At 59.4% G+C, this 23,424-nt stretch carries 23 protein-coding genes and 1 pseudogene; 16 read left to right on the plus strand and 8 right to left on the minus strand.

From position 1 onward, the window contains the following. Positions 1-481 precede the first annotated feature (481 nt). The 3 genes from ACD590_RS16425 (at position 482) to ACD590_RS16435 (ending at position 4,700) form a co-directional block, all read left to right on the plus strand. Complete coding sequence (locus tag ACD590_RS16425) at positions 482-2,383, plus strand: potassium transporter Kup (protein ID WP_439020913.1); 1,902 nt, start codon at positions 482-484, stop codon at positions 2,381-2,383. 334 nt (positions 2,384-2,717) lie between these two features. Beyond that, positions 2,718-3,959 (plus strand): glycosyltransferase, encoded by a 1,242-nt coding sequence (locus tag ACD590_RS16430; protein WP_439020914.1) that lies wholly within the window; start codon positions 2,718-2,720, stop codon positions 3,957-3,959. A gap of 207 nt (positions 3,960-4,166) precedes the next feature. After that, positions 4,167-4,700, plus strand: a complete 534-nt coding sequence (locus ACD590_RS16435; protein ID WP_439020916.1) for a DUF2062 domain-containing protein — start codon at positions 4,167-4,169, stop codon at positions 4,698-4,700. Between the two features lie 80 nt (positions 4,701-4,780). On the opposite strand, the gene nhaA is transcribed toward ACD590_RS16435, so the two are convergent. Next, positions 4,781-5,971: a Na+/H+ antiporter NhaA gene (gene nhaA / locus ACD590_RS16440; RefSeq protein WP_164048796.1), complete on the minus strand. Its 1,191-nt coding sequence runs from the start codon at positions 5,969-5,971 to the stop codon at positions 4,781-4,783. A 662-nt stretch (positions 5,972-6,633) separates the two neighbouring features. Between nhaA and ACD590_RS16445 the strand changes: the two genes are divergently transcribed. From ACD590_RS16445 to ACD590_RS16460, 4 genes are all read left to right on the plus strand, one after another. Then, positions 6,634-7,974, plus strand: coding sequence for a chloride channel protein (locus ACD590_RS16445; protein ID WP_439020917.1), 1,341 nt, complete (start codon positions 6,634-6,636; stop codon positions 7,972-7,974). A gap of 175 nt (positions 7,975-8,149) precedes the next feature. Then, positions 8,150-8,527 (plus strand): GFA family protein, encoded by a 378-nt coding sequence (locus ACD590_RS16450; RefSeq protein ID WP_439020918.1) that lies wholly within the window; start codon positions 8,150-8,152, stop codon positions 8,525-8,527. Between the two features lie 897 nt (positions 8,528-9,424). After that, the gene (locus ACD590_RS16455) at positions 9,425-9,778 is read left to right on the plus strand and encodes a MarR family winged helix-turn-helix transcriptional regulator (protein ID WP_439020919.1); all 354 of its coding nucleotides are present in this window, start codon (positions 9,425-9,427) and stop codon (positions 9,776-9,778) included. 88 nt (positions 9,779-9,866) lie between these two features. Further along, positions 9,867-10,283 (plus strand): hypothetical protein, encoded by a 417-nt coding sequence (locus ACD590_RS16460; protein WP_439020920.1) that lies wholly within the window; start codon positions 9,867-9,869, stop codon positions 10,281-10,283. A gap of 72 nt (positions 10,284-10,355) precedes the next feature. Here ACD590_RS16460 and ACD590_RS16465 read toward each other — a convergent pair whose 3' ends face one another. After that, entirely contained in the window at positions 10,356-10,667 is a 312-nt protein-coding gene (locus tag ACD590_RS16465; protein ID WP_439020921.1) for a hypothetical protein, read from the minus strand. Positions 10,668-10,688: 21 nt separating this feature from the next. Beyond that, positions 10,689-11,090, minus strand: a complete 402-nt coding sequence (locus ACD590_RS16470; protein WP_113546431.1) for a response regulator — start codon at positions 11,088-11,090, stop codon at positions 10,689-10,691. 91 nt (positions 11,091-11,181) lie between these two features. On the opposite strand from ACD590_RS16470, the gene ACD590_RS16475 reads away from it, so the two are divergent. Both ACD590_RS16475 and ACD590_RS16480 read left to right on the plus strand, forming a co-directional pair. Next, positions 11,182-11,310: a hypothetical protein gene (locus ACD590_RS16475; protein ID WP_018069779.1), complete on the plus strand. Its 129-nt coding sequence runs from the start codon at positions 11,182-11,184 to the stop codon at positions 11,308-11,310. Positions 11,311-11,547: 237 nt separating this feature from the next. Beyond that, positions 11,548-11,775 carry a hypothetical protein gene (locus tag ACD590_RS16480; RefSeq protein ID WP_439020922.1) on the plus strand — a complete coding sequence of 76 codons (228 nt, stop codon included), beginning with the start codon at positions 11,548-11,550 and terminating at the stop codon, positions 11,773-11,775. 379 nt (positions 11,776-12,154) lie between these two features. On the opposite strand, the gene ACD590_RS16485 is transcribed toward ACD590_RS16480, so the two are convergent. Continuing rightward, the gene (locus tag ACD590_RS16485) at positions 12,155-12,643 is read right to left on the minus strand and encodes an invasion associated locus B family protein (RefSeq protein ID WP_439020923.1); all 489 of its coding nucleotides are present in this window, start codon (positions 12,641-12,643) and stop codon (positions 12,155-12,157) included. Between the two features lie 397 nt (positions 12,644-13,040). On the opposite strand from ACD590_RS16485, the pseudogene ACD590_RS16490 reads away from it, so the two are divergent. Beyond that, positions 13,041-13,245: pseudogene (locus ACD590_RS16490) on the plus strand (DNA polymerase IV); the annotation flags it as partial. An 18-nt stretch (positions 13,246-13,263) separates the two neighbouring features. Here ACD590_RS16490 and ACD590_RS16495 read toward each other — a convergent pair. The 4 genes from ACD590_RS16495 to ACD590_RS16510 all read right to left on the minus strand — a co-directional run bounded on the left by ACD590_RS16495 (position 13,264) and on the right by ACD590_RS16510 (position 16,912). Beyond that, positions 13,264-15,132, minus strand: coding sequence for an AAA family ATPase (locus ACD590_RS16495; RefSeq protein ID WP_439020924.1), 1,869 nt, complete (start codon positions 15,130-15,132; stop codon positions 13,264-13,266). A gap of 9 nt (positions 15,133-15,141) precedes the next feature. Beyond that, positions 15,142-15,747, minus strand: coding sequence for a hypothetical protein (locus ACD590_RS16500; protein ID WP_130751385.1), 606 nt, complete (start codon positions 15,745-15,747; stop codon positions 15,142-15,144). Between the two features lie 268 nt (positions 15,748-16,015). Further along, positions 16,016-16,399, minus strand: coding sequence for a type II toxin-antitoxin system prevent-host-death family antitoxin (locus tag ACD590_RS16505; protein ID WP_130751387.1), 384 nt, complete (start codon positions 16,397-16,399; stop codon positions 16,016-16,018). A 318-nt stretch (positions 16,400-16,717) separates the two neighbouring features. Then, the gene (locus tag ACD590_RS16510) at positions 16,718-16,912 is read right to left on the minus strand and encodes a hypothetical protein (protein WP_131714104.1); all 195 of its coding nucleotides are present in this window, start codon (positions 16,910-16,912) and stop codon (positions 16,718-16,720) included. 94 nt (positions 16,913-17,006) lie between these two features. Between ACD590_RS16510 and ACD590_RS16515 the strand changes: the two genes are divergently transcribed. The 6 genes from ACD590_RS16515 to ACD590_RS16540 all read left to right on the plus strand — a co-directional run bounded on the left by ACD590_RS16515 (position 17,007) and on the right by ACD590_RS16540 (position 23,136). Beyond that, positions 17,007-17,570 (plus strand): hypothetical protein, encoded by a 564-nt coding sequence (locus ACD590_RS16515; RefSeq protein WP_131714105.1) that lies wholly within the window; start codon positions 17,007-17,009, stop codon positions 17,568-17,570. 901 nt (positions 17,571-18,471) lie between these two features. Then, entirely contained in the window at positions 18,472-18,861 is a 390-nt protein-coding gene (locus ACD590_RS16520) for a hypothetical protein (RefSeq protein ID WP_439020926.1), read from the plus strand. A gap of 31 nt (positions 18,862-18,892) precedes the next feature. Further along, positions 18,893-19,219, plus strand: coding sequence for a hypothetical protein (locus tag ACD590_RS16525; RefSeq protein ID WP_131714108.1), 327 nt, complete (start codon positions 18,893-18,895; stop codon positions 19,217-19,219). A 64-nt stretch (positions 19,220-19,283) separates the two neighbouring features. Further along, a complete protein-coding gene (locus ACD590_RS16530) occupies positions 19,284-19,964 on the plus strand; it encodes a hypothetical protein (RefSeq protein ID WP_439020927.1) in 681 nt (226 codons plus the stop codon). A gap of 167 nt (positions 19,965-20,131) precedes the next feature. Then, entirely contained in the window at positions 20,132-20,896 is a 765-nt protein-coding gene (locus tag ACD590_RS16535) for a hypothetical protein (RefSeq protein WP_439020928.1), read from the plus strand. 17 nt (positions 20,897-20,913) lie between these two features. After that, positions 20,914-23,136, plus strand: coding sequence for an integrase (locus tag ACD590_RS16540; protein WP_439020930.1), 2,223 nt, complete (start codon positions 20,914-20,916; stop codon positions 23,134-23,136). The last annotated feature ends 288 nt before the right edge of the window (positions 23,137-23,424 follow it).

The following is a 23,424-nucleotide window of genomic DNA, read 5'->3' on the forward strand; positions in this document are numbered from 1 at the left end:
TCCGCCCTGAGGAAACCCCAGCCTCTCAGGCAACAAAAAAGGCCGGGGCGAAACCGCACCGACCTTCCTCATCATCGCCTTCTTACCAGTGCCAGTACATCCGTGGTCAAAAGCATTTCAGCGATGCGGCGTTGCGAGCAGCGAATGCAGCGCTCATCAGCAAGGCCTATGAGAGAGTTCTACCTCTGAAGTGTGTCTGCAACAAGTCTCAACTAGAAAGCTACCCGAAGGATGTGCCAGCCGGCTTCCGGGGCGTGGGTCAGGCCTGGGAAGCCGGTCAGTCGTTTGACGGTTCCTCGACAACGTCCGCCAGCTACCTGGTCGAGGTGATTTCGACGCACGCCTCCGGAAGTTCAAGCTCGCGTCGTCGGACGTTATGGGAAGGTGGATGCAGTTGCGGAGCGTACGTTTTCGCGTTGCCATCATACCAAGCCGGTGGCAACTTCCAGCATTCACAGTGCATACAATAGGACAGCCCATATTGACCGATGAAAAGCTGCGATCAGCAGATCCGGAACTGGAACACCAGACCCGGCAAGGACTGCCATCGCTCGTTCTCGCCGCTCTGGGAGTCGTCTATGGCGACATTGGAACAAGCCCCCTCTATGCCTTTAGGGAAGCCCTCCACGCCACCGTTGGATCGGGAGCGAATCGTGCCAACGTGCTTGGAATTTTGTCACTGATCGTCTGGGCACTCACGATCGTCGTCACGTTGAAGTATGTGACGTTCGTGCTGAAGGCGGACAACCGGGGCGAAGGCGGCACGCTGTCGCTCATGACTCTCGCCCGCGAAGGTCTGACGGGGCGCCCCAAGTGGGTGCTTGTCCTGGGCGTGATCGGCGCTTCGCTGTTCCTCGGCGATGCGATCATCACGCCGGCGATCTCAGTCCTGTCTGCGGTCGAGGGCATCGAGGTGGTCGCACCAGCGTTGTCCAACTGGGTCGTGCCTATAACGCTGACGATTATTGCCGTGCTGTTTTTCGTCCAGCGATTCGGCACGAGCGGCGTGGCGTCGGTGTTCGGTCCCGTAACGGCTCTGTGGTTTATCGTTCTTGGCGTCAGCGGGGCGATCCACATCTTTGACGATCCGTCGGTGTTAGCCGCAGTCAATCCGGTACACGCACTCCAATATATCGCAAACAACATCGGCTCGGCCATCGCGGTGCTCGGGGCCGTCTTTCTTGCCGTGACCGGCGCCGAGGCTCTGTATGTCGACCTTGGACATTTCGGACGCCGCCCGATCGTCACGGCGTGGTTTTCGCTCGTCTTCCCTAGTCTGCTTCTGAATTACTTCGGACAGGGAGCGTTCGTGCTCGCAAACCCCGAGATGGCTGAGCATCCCTTTTTCAGCATGCATCCGGAGTGGGCGCGGATTCCTATGGTCTGTCTGGCCACCGCGGCAACGGTCATCGCCAGCCAGGCCGTGATCTCCGGCGCTTATTCCCTCGTCCGTCAGGCGATGCACCTCAACCTGCTTCCGCGCCTGCGAATCCTTCACACCTCCGAAACACAATCCGGACAGATCTTCATGCCGCAGGTGAACAACCTGCTGTTCATCTTCGTGGCTGCTCTGGTACTCTTCTTCCAAAACTCGAGCGGCCTTTCCGCCGCTTACGGTATCGCCGTGACAGGCGAGATGTTCATCACTTCGATCCTCCTGTTCATCGTGATGCGCCGTATCTGGAGCTGGAAGCTGGCGGCGGCTCTTGCAGTCATCGTGCCGATTACGCTGATCGACGCCGGGTTTCTAGCCGCCAACATCGCGAAGTTCGCAGAAGGGGGATGGGTTCCCGTTGCGGTGGCGTCGATGATGGCGCTCATCATGCAGACATGGACGGCGGGGCGTCGGCTGCTTGCTGCCCGCACCAAGGCTGACGAAATCCCACTTTCGGCGATCATCGACAACCTGGCTCGGAAGAAGCCGCCTACGGTGCCTGGCACGGCAATGTTCCTGACGAGCGACATCGAAGGCGCGCCGACCGCACTCCTCCATAGCCTGAAGCACTACAAGGTGCTCCATGAGCAGAACGTCATTCTCAGCGTCGTGACTTCGACTACGCCTTTCGTCCCGGACGATGAGAAAATCTTTCTCGAAAGTTTCAATCGCCACTTCAGTCGGCTGGTGATCACGTTCGGCTACATGGAGACGCCCAACATTCCTCGTGCGCTCGTTCTCGCCCGCAAGCTTGGCCTGAAGTTCGACATCATGTCGACCTCGTTCTTCCTTTCCCGCCGAACGATCCTCCCGTCGAAGAAAGGCGGCCTGCCGTTCTGGCAGGACCGTCTGTTTATATCGCTCGCGGAGAATGCCAGCAATGCGACAGACTATTTCGGGCTGCCGTCGGGGCGAGTGGTCGAACTCGGGCTGCAGACAACCATCTAGTGGCGCACCACAGCTACCTATGCCGTCGTCATCGGTACGGTCGTCGTTCAGGAACTGACTCTGGGGAAAGTCGCCAGCCGCTCGTTGCGGGCGTCCGGCCCTTTACTGTAGACAACAGCGGTAGCTTGAGTGGACGCTGGAATGAATATTAGGAAGAAGTGGATTCCCTTCGTAATCATAGTCCTGGCCCTCCTCGCGGTGGCGCAAATTGCGCTCGTGGGCGCGGGGGCGATGGGATGGTTCGGCTCTTAGCAGATGGCTTTCGGAAGACCCGCCACCGAGCCGCAAGGTGACATTGGGAACAACGGCTATTGAACCAGGCGGTGACGGCGCAATGAGGGTAGCCATTCATACGCTCGGCACGCGCGGAGACGTTCAGCCCTATATCGCTCTGGCACTGGGATTGATCGAGCGAGGACACCGAGTACAGCTCGCTGCTCCGGTTCAGTTCGAGAGCATGGTGCAAGACCACGGCATCGCATTCGCCCCCCTGCCCGGAGAGTTTCTCGCTCTTCTCGATACTCCTGAAGGAAAGGCGGCGATCGCGGGCGGCAAGGGCTTCAGTGCCGGTTTCAAGCTGCTCAAGTATGCACGTCCGATGATGCGAACCCTGTTCGACGCGGAATGGAAAGCAGCCCAGGCCTTCACCCCCGATATCTTCGTGCATCATCCGAAGGCGATCGCGGTCCCACATATGGCGGAGGCGCTTCAGTGCCCATTTATTCTGGCCTCGCCTCTGCCTGGCTTTACGCCGACCGCCGCTTTTCCCAGCCCGATGTTGCCTTTCAACGATCTGGGCTGGTTCAATCGGACCAGCCATATCGCGGCGATCAGGGGCGCTGAACTTCTGTTCGGCACGTTGCTCTCGATCTGGAGGGTGGGACAACTTGGATTGGCGCAACGCAGGACGCCAGCCATCGCTTCGAGTGGCACGCTCTACGCCTATAGTCGCCACGTCGTGCCGGTCCCTCCGGACTGGGGCAGTAACGTGCTGGTGAGTGGCTACTGGTTTCTCGACAGCAAGAACTGGCGACCTCCAGACGATTTGGCAGCCTTCCTCGCCGAAGGAGAGCCGCCAGTCTACGTCGGCTTCGGAAGCATGCCGGGCGTCGATCCGGGCCGGATGACAGCCACTGTTGTCGAGGCGCTCGGGAGGCAGGGCAAGCGGGGTATCTTGGCTGTTGGAGGCGGGGCCCTAACCGCAGAACATAAATCCAGGCACGTTCACGTCGTCCGCGACGCCCCCCACGACAGGTTGCTTCGCGAGGTGAGCGCGGTCATCCACCACGGCGGCGCCGGAACGACCGCGGCCGCTCTTCGGGCCGGCAAGCCGATGATCATCTGCCCATTTTTCGGCGATCAGCCGTTCTGGGCAAGACGGATAACAGATCTCGGCGTCGGATTGTCACTCGATCGCAGAGCATTGACCGTCGAGAGCCTGACAGACGCAATCGCGGCCATGGACGATCCACTTATGCGACGCCAGGCAGACGCGGTTGGCGCACGGATCAGGGACGAGAATGGCGTGGCCACCGCAGTCGGCTTCATCGAGGCTGCTGCGAACAAACTGCATTGAGGCCCATGAATTCGCCCTACCCAGTCGAGAGGCCATTCGTGCCAAGCGGGCAAAATCGGGAGAAGGCGATAAACTACAGCGATGCCGCAATGTGCGTACGCGAAAGATATGCTCGCCTGCAAAGATCGATGGCTTGCATTTCATGCGCGGTTCTCTCGATATATCTATCGATTGAGATCCAGCGCTCACGCAGCGGAAGGTCAATGAATGCTGTTTAGGAGACGGAAGCCGCTCTCACTGGCTCAGCGGATCCGTGCCGTCCTTTGGCCATCCAAGGGGCTATTGCGGTCCATCCGGTACATTGCCATTCGAGTGCTTCGATTGAAGGCTACTCCTCATGCCGTCGCGGCTGGCGTTGCAGCAGGAGTGGCCGTGTCCTGTACACCCTTCCTGGGCTTTCACTTCGTCATGGCTTTTTGTCTCGCCTTCATCCTCAGAGGCAATATGATCGCGGCTGCGCTCGGGACGGCGTTTGGAAACCCTCTTACCTTTCCGCTGATCTTTGCTGCCGCCTACCGGATCGGAATCTTTCTTTTGGGTCGCGCGCCCGAGAGGGTGGGTGAAGCCAATCTGTTCGCCCTGCTCCGGCACCTCGATTTTGCGCCGCTTTGGCATCCCATTCTAAAGCCGATACTTGTCGGCGGCCTTCCGCTCGCCGCGCTATCCGGTGCAGTCTTTTATGTGTTGACATGGCAAGGCGTTCGCCTGTTCCAGCAGCGAGGAAAGCGGCGGAGATCGTAAGATCCAAAAGAGGCGGCCGCGCGAAGACCCTCCGAAGAACTTGACGTCTACGAGAGGCGTCGCTGCGAACTCGTAAACGACTACGACCGGCTGCTTTTCCTCCGGCTCACCAACAGAACCGCGGATCCGGCCACGCCAGAGATCGCCGAACCGAGCAGAATGCCGATCTTGACCTTGTCCTGTACCGCTGGGTCGTCGAAAGCGAGGAGACCGATGAAAAGGCTCATCGTAAAGCCGATGCCGCACAGGAGCGCGACACCGGTCATCTGCGTCCAGTTTGCCATTGCCGGAAGCTGCGCAACGCCCAACTTCACCAGGAGACCGACGACAGAAAGAACCCCCAGCAACTTGCCAGCAAACAGTCCGGCGGCGACGCCAATCGTATGAGGGTCTCCTAAACTCGAGATGGACGTGCCGAGAAGGGAAACGCCGGCGTTGGCGAAGCCAAAGAGTGGAACGATGACGAATGCCACCGGTCGATGAAGGAGGTGTTCGAGCCGGTGCAGCAAGGATTCTTCGTCGCTAGCCTCCGGAGCGCCGGGAGAAAGTTTAATCGGTATCGTCAAGGCCAGTAGCACGCCCGCAAGCGTCGCGTGGATCCCCGAGATGAACATGAGCACCCACAAGGCGACGCCAAGGGCGAGATAGAGCGTCAGCGTCTTCACGCCAGCTCGGTTGATCAAAAACAGGAGGGCCAGAACCGCGGCAGCTCCAGCAAGAGCCGCGAGATTGAGACCGCTTGTATAGAAGAGTGCGATGACGAGTACTGCGCCGAGGTCGTCGATAATGGCAAGCGCCGCCAGAAAGACTTTCAGCGACGCAGGAACTCGGTTCCCAAAGAGCGATAGCACTCCGAGCGCGAATGCAATGTCGGTAGCCGTCGGGATCGCCCAACCGCGGAGGCTTGCTGGCGCACCGGCATTGAAAGCCAGATAGATGAGGGCTGGGGCGAGCATTCCTCCCGCCGCGGCGGCACCCGGAAGGATTCGCCTGCTCCAGGTCGAGAGCTGGCCGTCGAGCATCTCCCGCTTGATCTCCAGACCGACAAGCAGGAAGAACACGGCCATGAGGGCGTCATTAATCCAATGCTGTAAGCTCAGTGGACCGATATAGAAGTGAAGGGCATGGAAATAGGCTTCCGCCAGCGGGGAATTTGCAACGGCAAGCGCCATCGCCGCGGCAGCCATAAGAACGAGGCCACCAGATGCCTCGCTATCAAGAAATCCGCGCAGAGTAGATTGAATGCGACCGGTCGCGATCGGCAAGGACATGGTTGCGCGCTCCCTTGTGGAAGGTTGATCTTTGTCTCCGTCGATTTCGGGAAGCCCGCGGCGCACGCAGCACACGCCATCTTGAAAGGGGTACACAAAAGCAGCACGGATTTCCAGAGCATACCCACGTCTCGCAACACTCGACAGCAGATGGGCATCCTGCCTCGATCAGCGCTTCTCGAAATAGCAAGATGAAACTGGACTACCCGCGAGTTATCACCCTGGCGGACCTGCAATTCGCCAGGAGGCAGAACACAGAAAAAAGCCCGCTCCAGCGGGGGAGCCAGGAGCGAGCCAGATGCCTTTGGCGTTCGACCGCCTAAGGAAGCGCTTCAGATTAAACTCTCGCTCATGCGATGTAAATTATCGGCAGCTCCTATGGGTCCGAAAGCACCCTCGAGAGCTGATCCTCGATTGGCGCGGTCGTCGTTGAACCCCCTGACGGAAATGTGGGGCTGGGCTGCATGCCCTCATCCAACGCATCAAAGCGACGATGTCCGGCCCGAGGGACGGCAAGCCTAAATCGAATGCGTCGAACTGAGCCTCCGTGCTTCGGCACTCCCGCGGTCTTGCCCACGTTCGACACGTTGCAATTGGGGGTGATCTTGGGGCGCGATGGCGCTAGTAAAGGACAACCCCGCCCCGTATCGCCGAGCCCCGACATGCCATCCTATCGATATTCCAAGCTCTTTCGCCGCTCCCGCGTCTTATGGGGCTCTTTCTCGCTTTGGCAGCCGAGGCTGGTGTTTTGGTGCGGGGCATTGGCAATCGGGGTGATCAGCGTCGGCTTTGCGAAGCTTGCGGATCTGGCGCAGAAGGGCTTCGGGTCTCTCACCTCGTCCGGTGAATGGGCCTTCCTGCTGCCACTTGCGCTGACCCCGCTCGGCTTCATGCTGTCGGCCTATCTGGCGGCGACGCTGTTTCCGAACTCGCAGGGCAGCGGCATTCCGCAGGCGATCGCCGCGCGACATCTGCGGGACGAAGAAGATCGGACGCGGCTGCTATCGCTGAAGATCGCTTTCGGCAAGATTGTGCTGACGGTGCTCGGGCTATTCTCTGGCGCCTCGATCGGCCGCGAGGGTCCGACCGTGCAGGTCGGCGCGTCGATCATGCTCGCCGTCGCCCGGTTCAGTGGCATGGCGCAGGCGCGCGGGCTGATTCTGGCCGGATCGGCGGCGGGCATTGCGGCCGCCTTCAACACCCCGCTTGCCGGTATCGTCTTCGCCATCGAGGAGATGAGCCGGACCTACGAATCTCGGGCGAACGGGCTGGTGCTCACGGCAGTCATCCTCTCTGGTCTCGCGGCTCTTGGGCTTTCTGGAAGCTACAATTATTTCGGCATGGCATCGGCTGCCCCCACCGAGCTTCGCGACTGGGGGCTGGTTCTGATCTGCGGCATCGGCGGTGGTGCGCTTGGAGCGGCCTTCAGCGGTTTCGCGTTGCACTTCGGCCAAAAGATCCGCCGCTGGGCGCAACCACAGCCGCTGAAGCGCATGCTGGCGCTTGCGGGCATCTGCGGACTGGTGATCGCAGTCATCGGCGTGGCGTCGGGAGGCACGACTTTCGGCACCGGCTACGAGCAGGCGCGAGCTGCGGTCGAAGGCAATGCCCTGCCTCTGCTCTTCTTCGTTGAAAAGCTCGCCGCCAGCTTCTTGTCCATGCTGTCAGGTATTCCGGGCGGCATCTTTGCGCCGTCGCTTGCCGTCGGCGCCGGTTTCGGCAGCACCGTCGGCTCCCTGCTCGGCACCAGCATCGCACTGGCGGCTATCCTCGGCATGGCCGGCTATTTCGCGGGCGTCGTGCAGGCCCCGATGACGGCCTTCGTCATCATCCTGGAAATGACCGGCGACCATCAGGCAGTCATCCCAATCATGGCGGTGTCGATGATCGGCTACGTGACGTCGCGGATCCTATCGCGCGAACCCCTCTACCACGGTCTTTCACGGGTCTTTATTGCGGCGGCGATCCGGGCGCGGCGTGTTGTCGAAAGGGAATCGGAGTAGCGTGCCTACACGGACGAGCGACGAACCTGCGCGGCTATCTCGCTGACCGGCATGCTCCCGGCGTCGAAACGCTTCTCGGGCTGTGCTCGATCCGTCCACCGGCATCGCGGGGTCGACGAAGGGAGGCGTGAATAGTCGGTTGGCATCGCGAACATCAATTAGGGAGGAGCACGGAATGAGACGAGCGGCCAGTTGTTCATGCGGCCAGCTTTCGATAATCGCCGATGGAGAACCCGTCAAAATCTCCGTCTGCCATTGCCGGGCCTGCCAGCGTCGCACCGGCAGCGCGTTCGGAGTGGCCGTCTTCTTCCAAGCGAATCAAATGGAGACTTCCGGAGCATCGAACAGCTACGTCCGGTCGGGCGACAGCGGGAGATCGATCGAGTTCAGGTTCTGCCCTGCATGCGGTTCGACGGTTTTCTGGATGCCGGAGTTCAGGAAAGGTCTCGTCGCGGTCGCTATGGGATGCTTCGCCGACCCCTCCTCGCTAGCGCCGACGCAAAGCGTCTACGGGGAAAGTCGCCTGGGGTGGGTATCGCTCGATTTCGGTTAGGCAAAGGCGCGTCGGCAGTGGGGCCTCTTTCTCCAGGCGATTTCCGAGGGCCGCCCTCTAGTTTGTGATTTCCTCGCGAGCAAGAAAACCATTAATATCCCGGCATGATATTTTCAGCGTCCGCGATAGGTTTGAAGCTGTTCGGGCTCGTGAGCCTTGCCTTCCACCGACGTCCTGAAGCGACATCGACGGAAGCCAGCGAAGATGTTGTGGTAAGTCTCCTGCTCGACGAATGGTGCAGGCATTCGGCAACGAACCGAAACGATCCGAACTCCTACGCCACCATCCGGAGGATCGTCGCTCTTCGTGCGGTGGGTAAGACCGTGGACGAAGTCCGGTCCGAGATTTTCACGGAAGCCGCAGCCGAAGAGGCAGACTAGGGAGGAATATTCACAGGTTCAATCTCGTGGATCATCAGGCCGCCTCGATCGATTCGGACACGTCATCATAGTCACGGGCCACAGCGCTCGAAGCTACATTCTACCAGCCCCTCCGCGTCGACAGTGCGAAGCTCTGCATTACGCCGCCAGCCGGTGAAGATGCCGGCCATTCCCTTCAAGGCTCACGTCCAAATGATCTGTGTCACGTGGCAACGCTTCGGATTCGAATCTTTGAAACACGACAGAATTTTCTAGTGAGGTCACGAAATTGGCACAGTTTTTTTAGCAACATCGAGAGAATATGGCTCGCGAGCTATCCGTCGACGCCGTTGCGACCCAACACTTACCGCATCGGCTCAACTTGCAGACCGTTCTCCTATTGTGTGCCGCTGTTCATGTCACATCATGACATTTGAGAAGGACCATTCGCATGCCTCGATCGGGACGCCGGACTTCTGGCCTGACTGACGACGTCTATGAAGGCCTGGCGGGATTCCGGCTAGCCATGAGGCGGTTTTTGTCGTTCAGCGAGGCGGCCCTTGCCGAGGCTGGTGTCACCTCGCAGCAATATCAGGCTCTCCTGGTCGTGCGCACGGCGTCGGGCTGGCAGATCAGGCTTCGCGACCTCGCCGAACAGATGCTCATGCAACACAACAGCGCCGTCCAGCTTGTGGATCGGATGTGCTCGGCAGGCCTGGCGGAGCGGATACCCGCAGAAGATGACAAGCGCAGCGTGCTGATCGGCCTGACGACGAAGGGTGAGCTGACCCTTGAATCCCTGGCGAAGGTTCATGTTGAAGCAATGCTTGCGCACGAGCCGCTGCTGGCTGAATCCTTGTCTCGGCTTCGTCAGGTGACGGAACTGGCCTGACCGTCACTCACCATTTCTTGATCGCGACGCGCTTGACCTCCGAACGCCCTATTGTATCATGGCGTGATATAAAAGGAGGAGAACAGCTATGCAAAGCGGCGAAGGTGGCTGGTCCAACTACCGACCGTCCAAGACCCTATGGGCCTGGTCCATCGTCGGGGCCTCGGCATTGACGATGGCTCTTGGCTTCACCTGGGGAGGATGGACAACGTCGGGAAGGGCCAGGGTGATGACCGACATCGCCGTCCGAAACGCGAAGGCGGATCTGGTCGCGGGCATCTGCGTCCATAACTTTGTGACGGCGAAGGACGCACAGGAGAACCTTAAGGCCCTGCAGGCGAAGTCGTCATGGCAACGTGACGACTTCATCACCGATGGAGGCTGGGCCAAAATCGCGGGGATCGACGGTAATATCACGAACGCGGCGGACGCCTGCGCCGACCAACTCGTGAAGATGAAGGAACTGCCGCAATCGGGAGGAGATGCGGCAGTCACCGACAGCTAGAGTTCAGGCCGGAAGTGATGAGTTATCTGGCCCTCGCGAGGCCCGTCCGAAATGATTTCGGGCGGGCCATTTTCACGATCTGAAATCGCCAACAGCCTCCGAATCTTTCAATGCCTGCAGAACCTCTCTGGTCATGAGGTGTGCGGCCATCAGGACCGCAGGCGACAACGGTCTGCCGTCGCGCGCGTCCCGGCATATTTTCAGAAGGCCCACCAACTCGATCGGGTTCTCGATGAATCCGTCCAGCGCGTCTTCAAGATCCTTGGGAAACTGCGATCCGACCTGGATCGCGAGCTCGCCGTCCTCCCTTAGCACTCCCCGACTGATCAGAATCGTTTCAAGCCGCCCTATCCAATGACCGAGTTCGGCGCGTCTATCGATCATGTCGTCCCCTCCCTAGCCTGTTCAAACGAAGAGCCGCATTCCTCCTGGCGGGACGCCTCTTTCGCCTTCGCGGATTGTTCTCAGATATTCGAGAACGTCCCGGATCAAGTTTGGATGGGCGGGTTTCGATATCAGGCCGATAACCTTTGAAAGATCGGTTTCAATCAGTTCGGGGCTTCCCGTGACCATGACGACCGCGACGCCGAAATCGCTCGCGAGATACTGCCCGATCCGCGGACCGGTCGCTCCGTCTCTCAGATTGACGTCTACCAAGGCAATCGTACTGAAGGCAGCGAACTGCTGCACGGTCTCAAAGCTGTCGGCTATCCCGGAGATCTCATAGCCAAGTGTCATCAGAATATCCTCAAGATCAGACGCGATCAGCATGTCGTCTTCGACAATCAGTATTTTCTCCCCAGCCACCAATTTCCCTCCTTCGTTCATGCTGCATTCATGATTGACAATATGGGCGAACTGTCAAAGAATGTCACCACATGATATAAGGAGCGAGCCCATGACCAAGACCGCCTTCCTCTCTGCTGTATTTGCCTGCTATGTCGCGGTCATGTTCGCCATCGCTTCCATCCCCGGCGAGACATCTTCCGAGGTCTCGCAGGCTCAACAGCTACAGGCGGTGAATTGATCTCTGGCGCAGGGCAGCGAAAATCAACGATGAACTGTAGCGTCGGAGCGTGACCGTGTCCCTTGAAAGCAAGGTTTGTCTGGTGGCCGTCGTGCTATTCGTCGCGGCGATATGGGGCGGAGCGATCTACGCCTTCCTGCAGCTCTGACCCTCACATACATCATCACGTGACATTTTCCGCTGGAAACGGAACCGTTGCGCGCGCCGCTCATTACTCCTGCGAAGGAGATATTCGACATGCAACGCTCGCTGATCCAGCCAGACCACGCCTATGTGTCGCGCGATCCCGGACGACCGCGTTACGTGTCCCGGATCGAAAACGGCATCATCGCCTATCGCCAGTATCTGTTCGGCATCCCCTTCTCCCGAACGGCGACTTTGGACGATTTTGCCAAGTGGGCGCATGAAGACGTCGAACTGAGAGAGCGACGCGACTTATTCCAGCCGCCGCGGCAAACCGCTTGATAACCGGAGAGCGGTTCAATGTTGATGGCGACCCCAGAGTAAAAAAACCGTTCTCTACCGAGAAACATGAATTGAAGTGCGCCTGCGTTGCCGGTGGCGATGGCATTGTGGATGATCACGAAAACCTTAGCGCTGTGACAACGATGAAAGGGCTGAAATGCACGCCGAACAAGACGAGTCCTTTTACAACGTCCGAAGCCTACGTCTGCGCTATGGCCTTGGTCGGCACGAGGCGGAACGAGTTCTTCAGCGGTTTGGCACCTCTAAAAAAGAACTGGATCTGCTCCTTTCGGCCCGTGGCAGGACTCCCAGGCATCGCCCGAAGGAACTTGCGACACCCGAGCAGAGAGCCCCGTTTGGAATAGGCTGAACACGCCCCTCACTTGCAGTGGGCAACGCCCTCTAGCGCCGCTGTCACCCCTCTCAGTGAATAGGTATAGGTCGTACGAGTGCCTCGTGCCGACGTCGCATGCAGGGTCATTTGGCTGCCGGACCGAAGTGCATCGACGAGTTCCGGTTCGAGAGCGGCGTCCGAAACCCAGGCGGCTTTGTCCTTAACGAACATTTTGAACGTTTTGTCCCCAATTGAAACCTGCACTGTCGAGTCAGTTTTCAATGCGTATCCGAGGATGGCTTCGGGTTCATTACCGCCCCCCTTCTCCGCCGGCGCAATCAGGAAATAGTTTTTTCCATGGTCCACATTGACGGGAGCAGATTCCTTCGGCACCGAAAGCGCATAGCAAACCCGAGATCCGTTTCTCGTAAAGGAATACACGCCCCAGTCACCGCTCTGAGACACCATCCTAGCAGCAGCATGGGCGGTCAACGGGATTGATGCAGCGACAGCAACGCTGGCAAGCTTCTTCATTTTTTTCCTCTTCCTGAAGTGTCGAAGTCAACGCTCGCGGCTCGGCCCTAGCGCGGGTTGGTTGCGCGTTTCCCGCGCAAGAACCGGACCTCTTCGAAGGTGATGCACCCGCTCACGACGTGCCCCTCCCAGACTCGGTTTCCAAGCTGGCAGGTGACCATGAGGCCTTCGCTCTCACCGACGGCAGCGGTTGAGGAAACCGTGACGAGATTCTGGGTGCGATATCGTTGGAACTCTCTCGTCGTGAGGCCCAGACGGTCGGCAAGCACTTCGTCTGAAGGTAAGGATTTGGGGTTCGGGACGTCGGACATGTTGAAGGTCGAGCTCGGGTCGCATCAATATCATGACGTGATATAATTCATTCCGGACTGGTGGTTCAACCCCTTGGCTTAAGGAAATGGTTATATGCAAACAGGTCGCAATGACCGCAATTGGGGTGGATGCCTTCTACGCATCGGTCGAGCTGCGTGACAATCGGGAGCTGCGTGGCATGCCTGTTGCCGTCGGCAGTCCTGCTGCCCGAGGGGTGGTTGCGGCCGCCAGCTACGAAGCCAGAAAGTTCGGCGTTCATTCCGCCATGCCTTCGGTGACTGCGCAGCGGAATGGCCGGCCAGTGCCCTTCATTCGGAACAAGGTCTCAACAACTGCCGCATCTCCAAGCCGGATAGAAGCTCCCTCTCCATAACTGCCTTGGCGAGCCGCTCGACATCGGCACGCCTATCTCGCACTATTTCCTTCGCGCGTTCGAGTTCGGCGTTCAGAAGCTTCTCCACGCGTTTGCGCAGGACAGGATCGGAGCGACGCAGCTTCTCGAGATCCTCTGAAGTTCTCACGTAGCTGTAGGAAAGCCCGTACCCCATGCCCAACGTGGCCTCCATAACCGTTGCGATATCAGCAGCGCGATGGAGATCTGAGCCGTTCATCCCCCCCGAACCGTCTGTCAGAAATCCTAGGATGACCTCTTCGGCTGCCCTGCCCCCGAGAATCATGGCGATCTCATTCGCGTAGGACTCCCGTGATCTCTGGAGCGTTTCGGCAAGCCGCCAGGCAACATGCCCTGCGCTGTCGTCGCAGGGCGACAACTCACGCACCACCGTGATCACCGCGATTTCGCCGTATGCCAGCTCTGTCCCGACAACGGCGTGCCCGGCCTCGTGCACGCACGCCGCACGTCGCGTTGATGGATCGAGAGGCCTCAACGAAGGCGTGACGGCCCGGACGTCGTCGGCGGTAACCGATCGCCGTGCGCGTCTGGCCTGCTTCCGCGCATCCCGGGCGAGCTGGGCAAGAGCCGCGCCGGAGTATCCCCTTGTGGCGCGTGCGGAACGGGCGAGAACATCGGCAGAAATTTCGGTTCCCAGGTGCAGTGTCAAGATGTCCTTCCGTGCGTCGTGGTCGGGAAGCTCGACCTTGATGTGCCTGTCGAGGCGACCAGGCCTCCGCAGTGCGGGATCGATCGCATCCGGGTAGTTGGTCGCAGCGATGACGACGATGCCGTCGCGGCGGGGCGACCCGTCGAGGGCCTCGAGAATACCGTTGACGACCTGAACGCAGTAATTTGCATTGTCGCCGCTGAATTTCGCTCGATCCCCGACCGCATCGAATTCGTCCAAGAAGAGGATGCACGGCGCTTTCGCTGCCGCTTCGCTGAATGTCTTTTTCATGGCGGCCAAGAAATCTCCGAGGTGCCCTTTGGCCTGCCACGTCGCACAGGAGGCACTTACGAACGCGGCGCCGCAGGTCTTTGCAACCGCCTGCGCGAACATAGTCTTGCCGGTGCCTGGCGGTCCGCTTAGCAGGAGGCCGCAATCAATATCGCTCCAAGCCAGCGATCCGTGCGCCCAATCGCGAAGATCCTCGGCGAGGCCCAAAGCCCATTCCTTCGCTTGCCCGAAACCCGGGAGCTCTTCGACGCCGAAGCTCATAGCGGCTAGCGGCAGCCTCTCGGCCTTTGCTCCAGCCGCGTCCGAGAGTCGCACGAGAGCGTGCTGAACGCTTCTGCCCGGTCGAAGTGCCTGGAACATCAAGTCCATGGGATACGACAGCAACATCCTGGCTTCCTCAGCAGTGGTCGGTTCTCCGCGCGAGGACTTGATGGCGGCAACTAGATGAACTGGACGGATCGGCTCGACTTGAATGACTTCATCCAGAGAGACCCTTATTTCGGGAGGAATGGTGACGCCATGAGGTATGAGTAGCACGACGCCGGGCTTCGCCTTTAGGATGTCGGCGGCCTCAAGCCAGTTGGCGTCACCACGGTGGGAGACCTCAACGGTGCACTGCGTGTAAACCTCGGCACGCTTGGTGGACCGCAGGACGCTCCTGAGCGCATCGGCATATTTGGTAACGTCTCTGTCCCGGGGGATGATGAGCCCGATAGATGCCTCCTTCCGGATAAGGGCACCCGCCTTGCGCAGAGCTTTGCGAACGGAATAGGAGCATGCGGTCACCTCGAGAGTCGCCGCGCGTTCGGAAAAATTCATGTTCATGGCAGCTTCCTAGCGCTCGCCGCGTCGGACGACGGTGTCGGGATTGATCAGTTCTTCATCGAGATCGACCGTTAGAATTCGTTGGAGGACAAGCGAGGCCAGGCCTGCCATCGGCGAGATCTCACGAAAGAGGCCAAGCCCTTCGGCCACCGAGAATGAACCAACTTCATCGAGCGCAGCTATCACGCGGATGCGGTCGCCCAGCGGGCAACGATAGTTACCATAGCGCAGGAGATCTCGGGCGTTACGGAGCCGCCAGCCGCCCTCTCTCTCTTCCCGGGTGATGAAGCGGTGCGAATACCCCATGGAAGCCGCAGCGTCACTGATCGCGAAGTCGCCGCCTGTCTCGCATGCGTCGAGCAGGCACCTTCGTGTCGTCGAGTAAGTCACGAGGAAATCAGGGATGTGGATTCGATCCAGCACCTTCAACTCAAAAGGCTGGCACGCCCAGGACTCGACCTCCGGATCGACATCAAGGAGACAGCCCACGTCACGCGCAGCTTGCGATCGGAACAGGCGATCGCCGACGCATTTGATGGTTGCCTTTGGAGGAAAGAAGATACGCTCAACGCGCGCACTGGCGCGGCCGCGGGTATGGAAACTCTCGGAACTCATGACGATACCCAGACACGATTGAAGGAATGCCGCCCGGCGGCGGTTCGATCAGCGTTGGTATTGTCGTTGTTGGAGCTTCATGATCGGAACATATAGAGAACACTTAAGCCGGCGTCAAACGGAATCTTGGGTCGGCCTTTGAGCAGAACGACTTCACCGAACTGAAAAGAAGCGGCTGGAACGCGGGCGACCGATCTCACCAGCGGCACATCTCCGGCTGACCGCAAATCAAGTCCAAGGGGCCCCCGTCGAAAGAAGATACATGCAGTCAGCCGGTCGGAGGCGGAACAGCGTCGCCGCGGTGCTTGAGCGTCTCGCGGTTCCGGCCCGCGCCGATCACGATGCGCGCGCCGCGGTAGGGCGTGAAGCCAACGTCGTCGAGCGCCTCGCCAAACGTCTGCTCCTTGGCCGCGTCGAGCAGAGTCGCGAGATCCTTAACGGAGATGATTACGGCGGCGTCTTCGGTGCTGCCAATTATCTGAGGCACTCCCTCTCGCACGCGCCTGAGGACGCCGCTCAGGCCGTCCTTGGCCTTCCGGACGGTCAGGGTGCCGCCGGCAACCTCGACCAGCGTGCGACCGAGACCCTCGACGAAGTCGTTCTTCGAAGCGGTGCGCATCTCTCTGACTTGCTTAAGAACGCGTACGTCCATCGTCCTAGCTCCGTTTCAGAGCTAGACAATACTGTGGCCACGCAAGTGGTTCAAGCTCCTGTGGCCACGCATGCTGACAATCAGGTTCGAACATCAACATAGAGTTTTGCGTTGGCGAGCGCCCTACTCTGCGTCCGCAGTTTCCCGACCTGAATACCGATCCTGCTCGCCTGCATTCGAACCATGCGCCACCCCGCCATAGAATCCACTGGTGCGGGTTCGGGTGGAAGTTTGCCACCTCCGGAGTTTTGCTGACAGTGATAAACCTCAGGAACGCCGCGACGGACTGCTGGAAGCGCAAGCCGCAGTCAATGGCGTTCATTCATCGACGCCGTCTTCAACGAGGAATTTGATGAAACTGGGTTTCGGTTGAGGATTCGTGTGGGAGACGATGAAGAACCCGTTCAGTGGGTCAACAATCCTCTGAGGTCCATTTGTCCTGGCGGCTTCAAGAAGCTTGAGCATATTGAGTTCGGCTTCTTCTATGGTCCATTCGTTGGCTTGGCGCGGCATCACTTACGAATCCTCTCTCGGCTTGAGGATAGATCATCTCCTCTTGTGCCGCTAGGCGGTTAATCCTTCGTAAACCATCTTCCGGAACGATCGCATGAAACGCTCCCGGGGAAAGGACATGCATATCCTGCTAGATACAAGTGTCCTGAGTGAGGCCAGGGGGCCGAAACCTGTCGAGGAAGTGAAACGATTTCTGGCATCCCTCCCGGACAGGATCGTAGCAGTTCCAGCACCGGCGGTTTTCGAACTGGAACGCGGGGGCCAGATGCTGAGCAAGATCAACCCGGAACGCGCGAGACCCCTTCTCGCCTGGTTGGATCGAATGCTGGAAACGAACGTGTACATTCCTCAGATGGATTCCGCTGTTTCCCGGCTGATCGCGCAGATGGCGATAGTTCCCCGATTCAGACGGTTCTGGGCGAGCAGTGATCCCGATGACGATCTGAGGTTCGGATGTGATCCCGCTATAGCAGCGATCGCCATCCGCTATGGGATGCCGATAGTGACCCGAGACATCCTTGATTTCATGTTCATCAATGAGGAGTTTCCACTTCCAGGCCTGTACGAACCCGTCAAGCGCAAGTGGTTCGTGGAACCTGCGGATCGATGGGACTTCGAACCCAGGGACGGAGCGACGAACTGTCTGGTGTTTCGATGATTGGACGTCGCCGCCAAACTGTGGTGCCGTCGCCCGGAAGAAGCGCGCTCGCAGAAGCCCTTTGCCGGTGCACTCAACCGGAAGTGCGAAGATCGCCGAGTTTCAAATGCCGCTTGGAACCAGATCAGACGCAGCTCAATCCGCTAAAAGAGGGCGGATAGGAAAAAATGTTGCTGTTCCTATCACTTTTTTCACTGCGCAGAATCCGTGTCAAACCGGGACCGGAAATTTACAAATCATGGCCAGGCAAAACGAAATGCCCGGGACCATGTTGGTAAACAAATGGAAAACACACATGATATTAACTATAATTGTAACTATTTCTTCGGATTTTATTTACGTTTTATTAAGGAAAATCAGGGCCTCGAGCCCCGAAAGACTGGAACCGCACCATTTACAAGTTTGAAGGCCTGTGTATTTTCAGTCCCGTCGATCCAATTCGGGTCACCCATCAAGGAACTGCAAGACATGCAACAAGTCACATCGACATATCGGGCTCGGAAGGGCCAACAAGCCGCCTAAGGCATCGATGCGACTTCGGTGACCTCCTGGAGGCCACCCTTCCCTCAGCAAGACCATTTAGTTTTGAAAAATGAGGAACAGCATGTCCAAGAAAGACCCCCTCCAGCACATCCACCACGCGCGACAATGATGTCGCTGTGTCGTCGCCGCCGGTGACGACACCAAGTTCTGTCGAAGCCTGCTTCGCCGGAACTTTCCGGTTTCTCCGGAAGACATCCGAGCCGAGGGCCTCGCATTGAGGCTTGAGGATGCTGGTCCTTAGGATCGGCACTCGGATTGGGCGTCTACATGCCCGCTTCGACTAGCATGTCTCACCGCCCAACGGGCGCGAAGGACCGCTGCTGGCCTCTTCACAGAATCGAACGAAAGGAACTGCGCGATGACGCAGAACGATGACGCACGCCTTCTGTTTGGCGACCGCATTCCGGAACGCTTCATTCCGGAGCTTCGTCGATGGTCGCGAGAAAAGCGCTGGGGCTACTTCACGAGGAACGAAATCGACTTGTTCCGGATCGCCGCTGTCGCCTACGCAGATGCAGCTCGACCGAGCGTCGGCCAGATCTACCGGCTGTTGTGCGCACTTGTCGACGAGGACGCGGAACGGAACAGCGTGCCGGTCCGCAAGCCGTCGCTCACCACCTTCCGCCGCATCGTGAAGTCCATGCCGGACGAATTCGTCCGGCACATGCGCTTCGGCCGGCTGCGGCGGGTCCACACCTTCGATCTCGTGTCTTCTGCCGCGCGGGCCCTCGAGATCAACTTCAATTGACCTAATCGAACCCACAAGAAAGGAAAACGCCATGAAACCGCCTGTCCTCCGCACTCCCAAGATCAACCCGCTCATCGAGAGCACCTTCCAGCAGATCGCTGATCACTGGGACGAGCAGCGCCGCATCCGCGAAGAGATGGGGCATTCAGAGGTTGAACGTGAAGTTCTCGAGGAGGCTCTTCAGGCTGCCCGCGACATCCCCGGAGCTGAGCGTGAAGTCTGGGACTGGATGTCCAGCGCCATTAAGGAGGTGAACCTGAGCTTGGCCTCCATGGATGCCCCGCCGCTGCGGTGCGTTTCCTACGAGACCTTCCTCGCGTTTCTGCGGGTCGAGGCGAGCGACGCCGAGATCCACTGACCACCTAAACGCGCCGCCACCTCGGCGGCGCGTACTTCCTACCGTCATAAAACAGGAGAAGACCATGAAGTACCACAATGCCATCGAGCTTATCCAGGACGCGATCGACGTTCTCGGAGACACGCTCCAGTATCCTGATGTCCAGCGGAAGCTCGGCCTCGAGGAACTGCGACAGCACGCTCTCGACGACGTACTGTATCTCGCCGCGAAGTGCCCGGATCAGGAACACGCGCTCTGGAATGGTGCGATGTCAGCTTTCGGCGATCTGAACCTGCAGCTCGCCGAACTGAATGTGGCCCCGCTCGGGATTCCGACTTACGAGGCCTTCCTGGAAATGCTCGAGGACTGGCGTGTCAGTGACACCATCGCTTCGCCTGAAGACGTCAGTCTGGGTGACGGCGCGCCTGGAAGCGACTTCTTCCAGACTCTCCTGGATTCCGATCTCAATCAGATCGAGCAGGCCAACCGCGTCATCGCGCGCATCGCCGAGCAGAAGCATCGTGAGCGTCTGGCGCGCCAGCCAGCACCCAGAGCAGTTGAGGTCAAAGCCGAGGACAAGGGTCTCATCGAGAATTCGGTGCGCCTCGCCTGCCGCGTAGAGGGTTTCGAACACCTCGTTTTCGAACTGCTGCTCGTCGAGCTTGGCGAAAAGAATTCGTGGCGCTTTGACGGGGCCGCAGAGGAAGCATGGCGCTTGTTCTTCACTGACGAGATCGCCAAGGCGCTCATCGAGGAGGCCGCGTGATGACGAACGCAGGTGTCGGCGCTCTGCGCCGAGCACATTTACAAACTTAGAGCTTCCCGCATAGCGGGCTGCCCCTTTCCGAAAATCAAAGTTGCCGAACGCGGTGTTATCGCCACCGCGGCCGGACCTGCCATGCCGATTTTTCACGACAGCCAAAGGAGTATCTCGTGCGTCGCGAACATCTCATCAAGCACCACCTGGTCCGCGTCCGCCTCGGCGACAAGATCGACTACACCATCCCGGCATCGGCCACCTACGGGAAGCCGACGGAAGCCATCGAGTATCCGGAACCGCTGCCTGCCAATGGTGACCGTACACCCGCTCCCAAGTCGCCGATCAATTATCGCGGCACCCTGGTGGCGAACAGCAATGCTCCCCGTGTGCTCACCTTTGAAAGCTCGGTGGAACGCAATGCCGCGCTCATTCTTCAGACCAACCGCGACATCGTGGAACTGCTGACCCAGCAGCCGACGTGCCACTTCACAGACGTCTACGGGATCCGCCACGCGCACACCTTTGACTTCTGTGCGCGCCTCAGGAACGGCAAGCGTCTCGGGATCGCTGCGAAGCCGATCATGAAACTGATCGAGACCAACCTTGTCGGCACTCTGTTGCGCATCAAACAGCAGGGTATGAACGGCCTCTTGGACGACGTGAACTTCGTCACCGAGACGTTCGCCTCCGACGACGCCGCGCACAATGCACGCGAGATCCTTCTCTCGCGCCGCCTCCGCAACGAGGAAGAATATCAGGCGACGCTCGAGGTGGTGAAGGGGGTCCGTGGTCCGGTCACGTTCCGTGCCCTTTTCGTAGGCGCCGAAGTCCCCGCTCATCGCCGCACTGCCCTCTGGTGCCTCATCGACGAAGGTCTCCTGCGCCCTGCCGCACCCGGACGCATCGAAGACACCACCCTCATGATCGTCACGCTCTAACAAAGGAGAACAGAGCAATGAACATGTACAATCCCTACGCACTCGCCACCCGTAACGCAGCGCCCATGTTCTGGTTGGGTGACGCCAAGTCCGTCAAGATCGACAACGTCGACTATACGGTTGTCCGCCAGACGGCGGACTACAGCGAACTCCGCAACAAGGACGGCGTCGTCCAGCAGTTCTCGCATGCCACCATGTACATCCTCCACCTCGACAACAAGGTCGAGGTGGATCGCCAGGGACTCGAACTCTCGCCGCTCAAGCTCGGGCGCGACATCGTCGATGTCCCTGAGGACCAGGCCCGCCGCGCCCTCGTCTACGCCGACGCCTTCGACTTCGTCATCACACTCATCGGTAAGAAGGATCCGCGTCTCGCTGAGATGGGTTGGAGGCGCAAGGTTACGCTGGGTCACGACTGCCTGGATAAGTACGTCCTGCCGCTCGCCCGTCAGCACGTGCTCTTGAAATGGACCTCCAAGAAGGCAGGCAAGAAGAACACGATCGTAGCGCTTCCGAATGCTCGCCACTTCCGCCGTCTCTACAATCTCTACATTGAGGGCGGCTGCGATCCGGCCGTGCTGGTGAGCCGTCGCAAGGGGCCCGGCTCTTACTCGAAGGCCCATCCGGCCGACCTCCGCCTCTGGACGGAGTTCTCCCAGAAGTACGCCACCGACAAGCGTCCCTCGATGCGCTTCTGCTTCGGCTTGCTCCAGGCTGAGATCAAGAAGCGCAACGAGGCCTGCCCCAAGGGCGGCCACCTTTACAAGATGCCTTCCCGCAATTCGTTCGAGGCCTTGATCAAGGGCATGGGCGAGTACTTCCTTCACGCGGCCCGCTTCGGCGAGGACGCAGCGAAGAAGAAGTTCGCTCCCGTTCGCGACGGCCTGCAGGTCTTCGCACCCGGCGAGCGCGTCGAGATGGACGAGTGGAAGGTAGACCTTCACGCCTGGTTCATCCTCACTCCGGTCTGGTTGACGTTGACGGAGAAGCAGCGCGAGGCACTGACGAAGGTGCGCGTCTGGGTCACCGTCGCTATCGACGTTGCAACCCGCTGCATCGTTGCTCTCCGGTTCAGCACCCGCGCGAACTCCTCACATTCGTCGATCGCGGCGCTCGAAATGATCGTCACCGAGAAGGAGCACATCGCGGAAGTAGCGGGCGCAGAGAGCCGTTGGATCCATTCATTCGTTCCCCGTGAGCTTGTCACCGACGCTGGAGCGGGATTCATCGACACCGGCTTCCGTCAGGCCGTGGCAGCGCTCCACTGCGTGCACACGATCCCGCCGGCAGGCATGGCGTCGGCACGTGGCACCATTGAATCCGTCTTCCGTTCGTTCGGACAGAAGTTCCTCGCCTACTTCGATGGCCGCACGTTCTCCAGCGTCTACGCCAAGGGTGACTACGATGGCGAAGGAAACGCCGTTCTCAACGTGGACGAAGTCTGCCGCTTCCTGACCCGTGCGATCGTCGACATCTATCACCACCAGCCGCATTCGGGTCTTGGTGGAGAGACGCCGGCTAATGCTTGGATGCGCTTGTCGCGCGAATACGCCATGCTCCCTCCGCTGAGCCAGCGCCAGCGCCGTGTCATGTTCGGAACCGTCATCAAGCGAAAGGTTTCCGCCCGCGGAATTGTCTTCCTTGGTATCCACTATCAGTCACGCGAGCTCGAACGCCTCTGGGCGGAACGCGCGGCCTTGCCGAATTCCCCGAGCGTCGAGGTGAAGGTCCGCATCGACCGCTTCAGCCTGCGGACGATCTCCTTCCACGACGGCTTCAAGTGGCGTGACCTCACCGCGGAGCATCTGCCGGAAGGCGTCAGCGTGTGGGAGTGGACGGAGGCGATGACCGAGCTTTCGAAGACCCACGCGAAGAACGTTGAGATCAATCTCTCCACGATGCTCAAGGCGATCAATGATCTACGCGAAGCCGGCATCGCCGCAGCAGCCCGTGCCGAACTCGGAACCGACATCCCTAGCGAAGCCGCCTATCGCAAGGTCGAACACGAGCGCTTTGCTCGCGAGATCACGATGGACGTTCTGAGCGGCAAGGAGCTTGCGCCGCTGGCGATCGCCCATGACCCGCTGACGACCTCCATCGAGGAGTTTCGCTTCCTTGCACGCAACAAGAAGGAGGTCGACGCCTACCTCGATGATACGAAAGCCGCCCCGGAACTGGAAGAGTCCGGCCTCGGATATGGCGGTGAGCAGAGCGGGTTCTCGTTCTCGATCGAGGGCTGACGTTTCGCAGAAAACGGCCCGCGCCCCTTGATGCGCGGGTCAGACCACTATCAACCCAGGAGAAAAATCATGGCCCTTGCGCCCGTAGTATTCCGCCGTCTTCCCGCCACCGCGTTCGCGACAGCTCTCAGTAAGAGTACCGCGACCCCACGCCTCGCACCTTCATCGAGGCACCAGCGCCGTTAGCGCTGGCAAGCTTCGTCGAGGTTGCGAAGACCTCCCTCGACAATTCCGGCTGCCGCGCCTCTCGCGCCGCTTCCTGACGAGCCACCTCTACTGAAGCAAATC

Source organism: Rhizobium sp. 862_C5_N1_2 (genome assembly GCF_051811205.1).
GTDB classification, from domain to species: domain Bacteria; phylum Pseudomonadota; class Alphaproteobacteria; order Rhizobiales; family Rhizobiaceae; genus Rhizobium; species Rhizobium leguminosarum.

Excerpts from the sequence above, each read along its gene's own strand:
- ACD590_RS16430 (WP_439020914.1), top strand. The coding sequence starts at position 2,718 with ATGAGGGTAGCCATTCATACGCTCGGCACGCGCGGAGACGTTCAGCCC.
- ACD590_RS16435 (WP_439020916.1), top strand. The coding sequence starts at position 4,167 with ATGCTGTTTAGGAGACGGAAGCCGCTCTCACTGGCTCAGCGGATCCGT.
- nhaA (WP_164048796.1), bottom strand. The coding sequence starts at position 5,971 with ATGTCCTTGCCGATCGCGACCGGTCGCATTCAATCTACTCTGCGCGGA.
- ACD590_RS16445 (WP_439020917.1), top strand. The coding sequence starts at position 6,634 with ATGCCATCCTATCGATATTCCAAGCTCTTTCGCCGCTCCCGCGTCTTA.
- ACD590_RS16450 (WP_439020918.1), top strand. The coding sequence starts at position 8,150 with ATGAGACGAGCGGCCAGTTGTTCATGCGGCCAGCTTTCGATAATCGCC.
- ACD590_RS16460 (WP_439020920.1), top strand. The coding sequence starts at position 9,867 with ATGCAAAGCGGCGAAGGTGGCTGGTCCAACTACCGACCGTCCAAGACC.
- ACD590_RS16465 (WP_439020921.1), bottom strand. The coding sequence starts at position 10,667 with ATGATCGATAGACGCGCCGAACTCGGTCATTGGATAGGGCGGCTTGAA.
- ACD590_RS16475 (WP_018069779.1), top strand. The coding sequence starts at position 11,182 with ATGACCAAGACCGCCTTCCTCTCTGCTGTATTTGCCTGCTATGTCGCG.
- ACD590_RS16480 (WP_439020922.1), top strand. The coding sequence starts at position 11,548 with ATGCAACGCTCGCTGATCCAGCCAGACCACGCCTATGTGTCGCGCGAT.
- ACD590_RS16485 (WP_439020923.1), bottom strand. The coding sequence starts at position 12,643 with ATGAAGAAGCTTGCCAGCGTTGCTGTCGCTGCATCAATCCCGTTGACC.
- ACD590_RS16495 (WP_439020924.1), bottom strand. The coding sequence starts at position 15,132 with ATGAACATGAATTTTTCCGAACGCGCGGCGACTCTCGAGGTGACCGCA.
- ACD590_RS16500 (WP_130751385.1), bottom strand. The coding sequence starts at position 15,747 with ATGAGTTCCGAGAGTTTCCATACCCGCGGCCGCGCCAGTGCGCGCGTT.
- ACD590_RS16505 (WP_130751387.1), bottom strand. The coding sequence starts at position 16,399 with ATGGACGTACGCGTTCTTAAGCAAGTCAGAGAGATGCGCACCGCTTCG.
- ACD590_RS16510 (WP_131714104.1), bottom strand. The coding sequence starts at position 16,912 with ATGCCGCGCCAAGCCAACGAATGGACCATAGAAGAAGCCGAACTCAAT.
- ACD590_RS16515 (WP_131714105.1), top strand. The coding sequence starts at position 17,007 with ATGAAACGCTCCCGGGGAAAGGACATGCATATCCTGCTAGATACAAGT.
- ACD590_RS16520 (WP_439020926.1), top strand. The coding sequence starts at position 18,472 with ATGACGCAGAACGATGACGCACGCCTTCTGTTTGGCGACCGCATTCCG.
- ACD590_RS16525 (WP_131714108.1), top strand. The coding sequence starts at position 18,893 with ATGAAACCGCCTGTCCTCCGCACTCCCAAGATCAACCCGCTCATCGAG.
- ACD590_RS16530 (WP_439020927.1), top strand. The coding sequence starts at position 19,284 with ATGAAGTACCACAATGCCATCGAGCTTATCCAGGACGCGATCGACGTT.
- ACD590_RS16540 (WP_439020930.1), top strand. The coding sequence starts at position 20,914 with ATGAACATGTACAATCCCTACGCACTCGCCACCCGTAACGCAGCGCCC.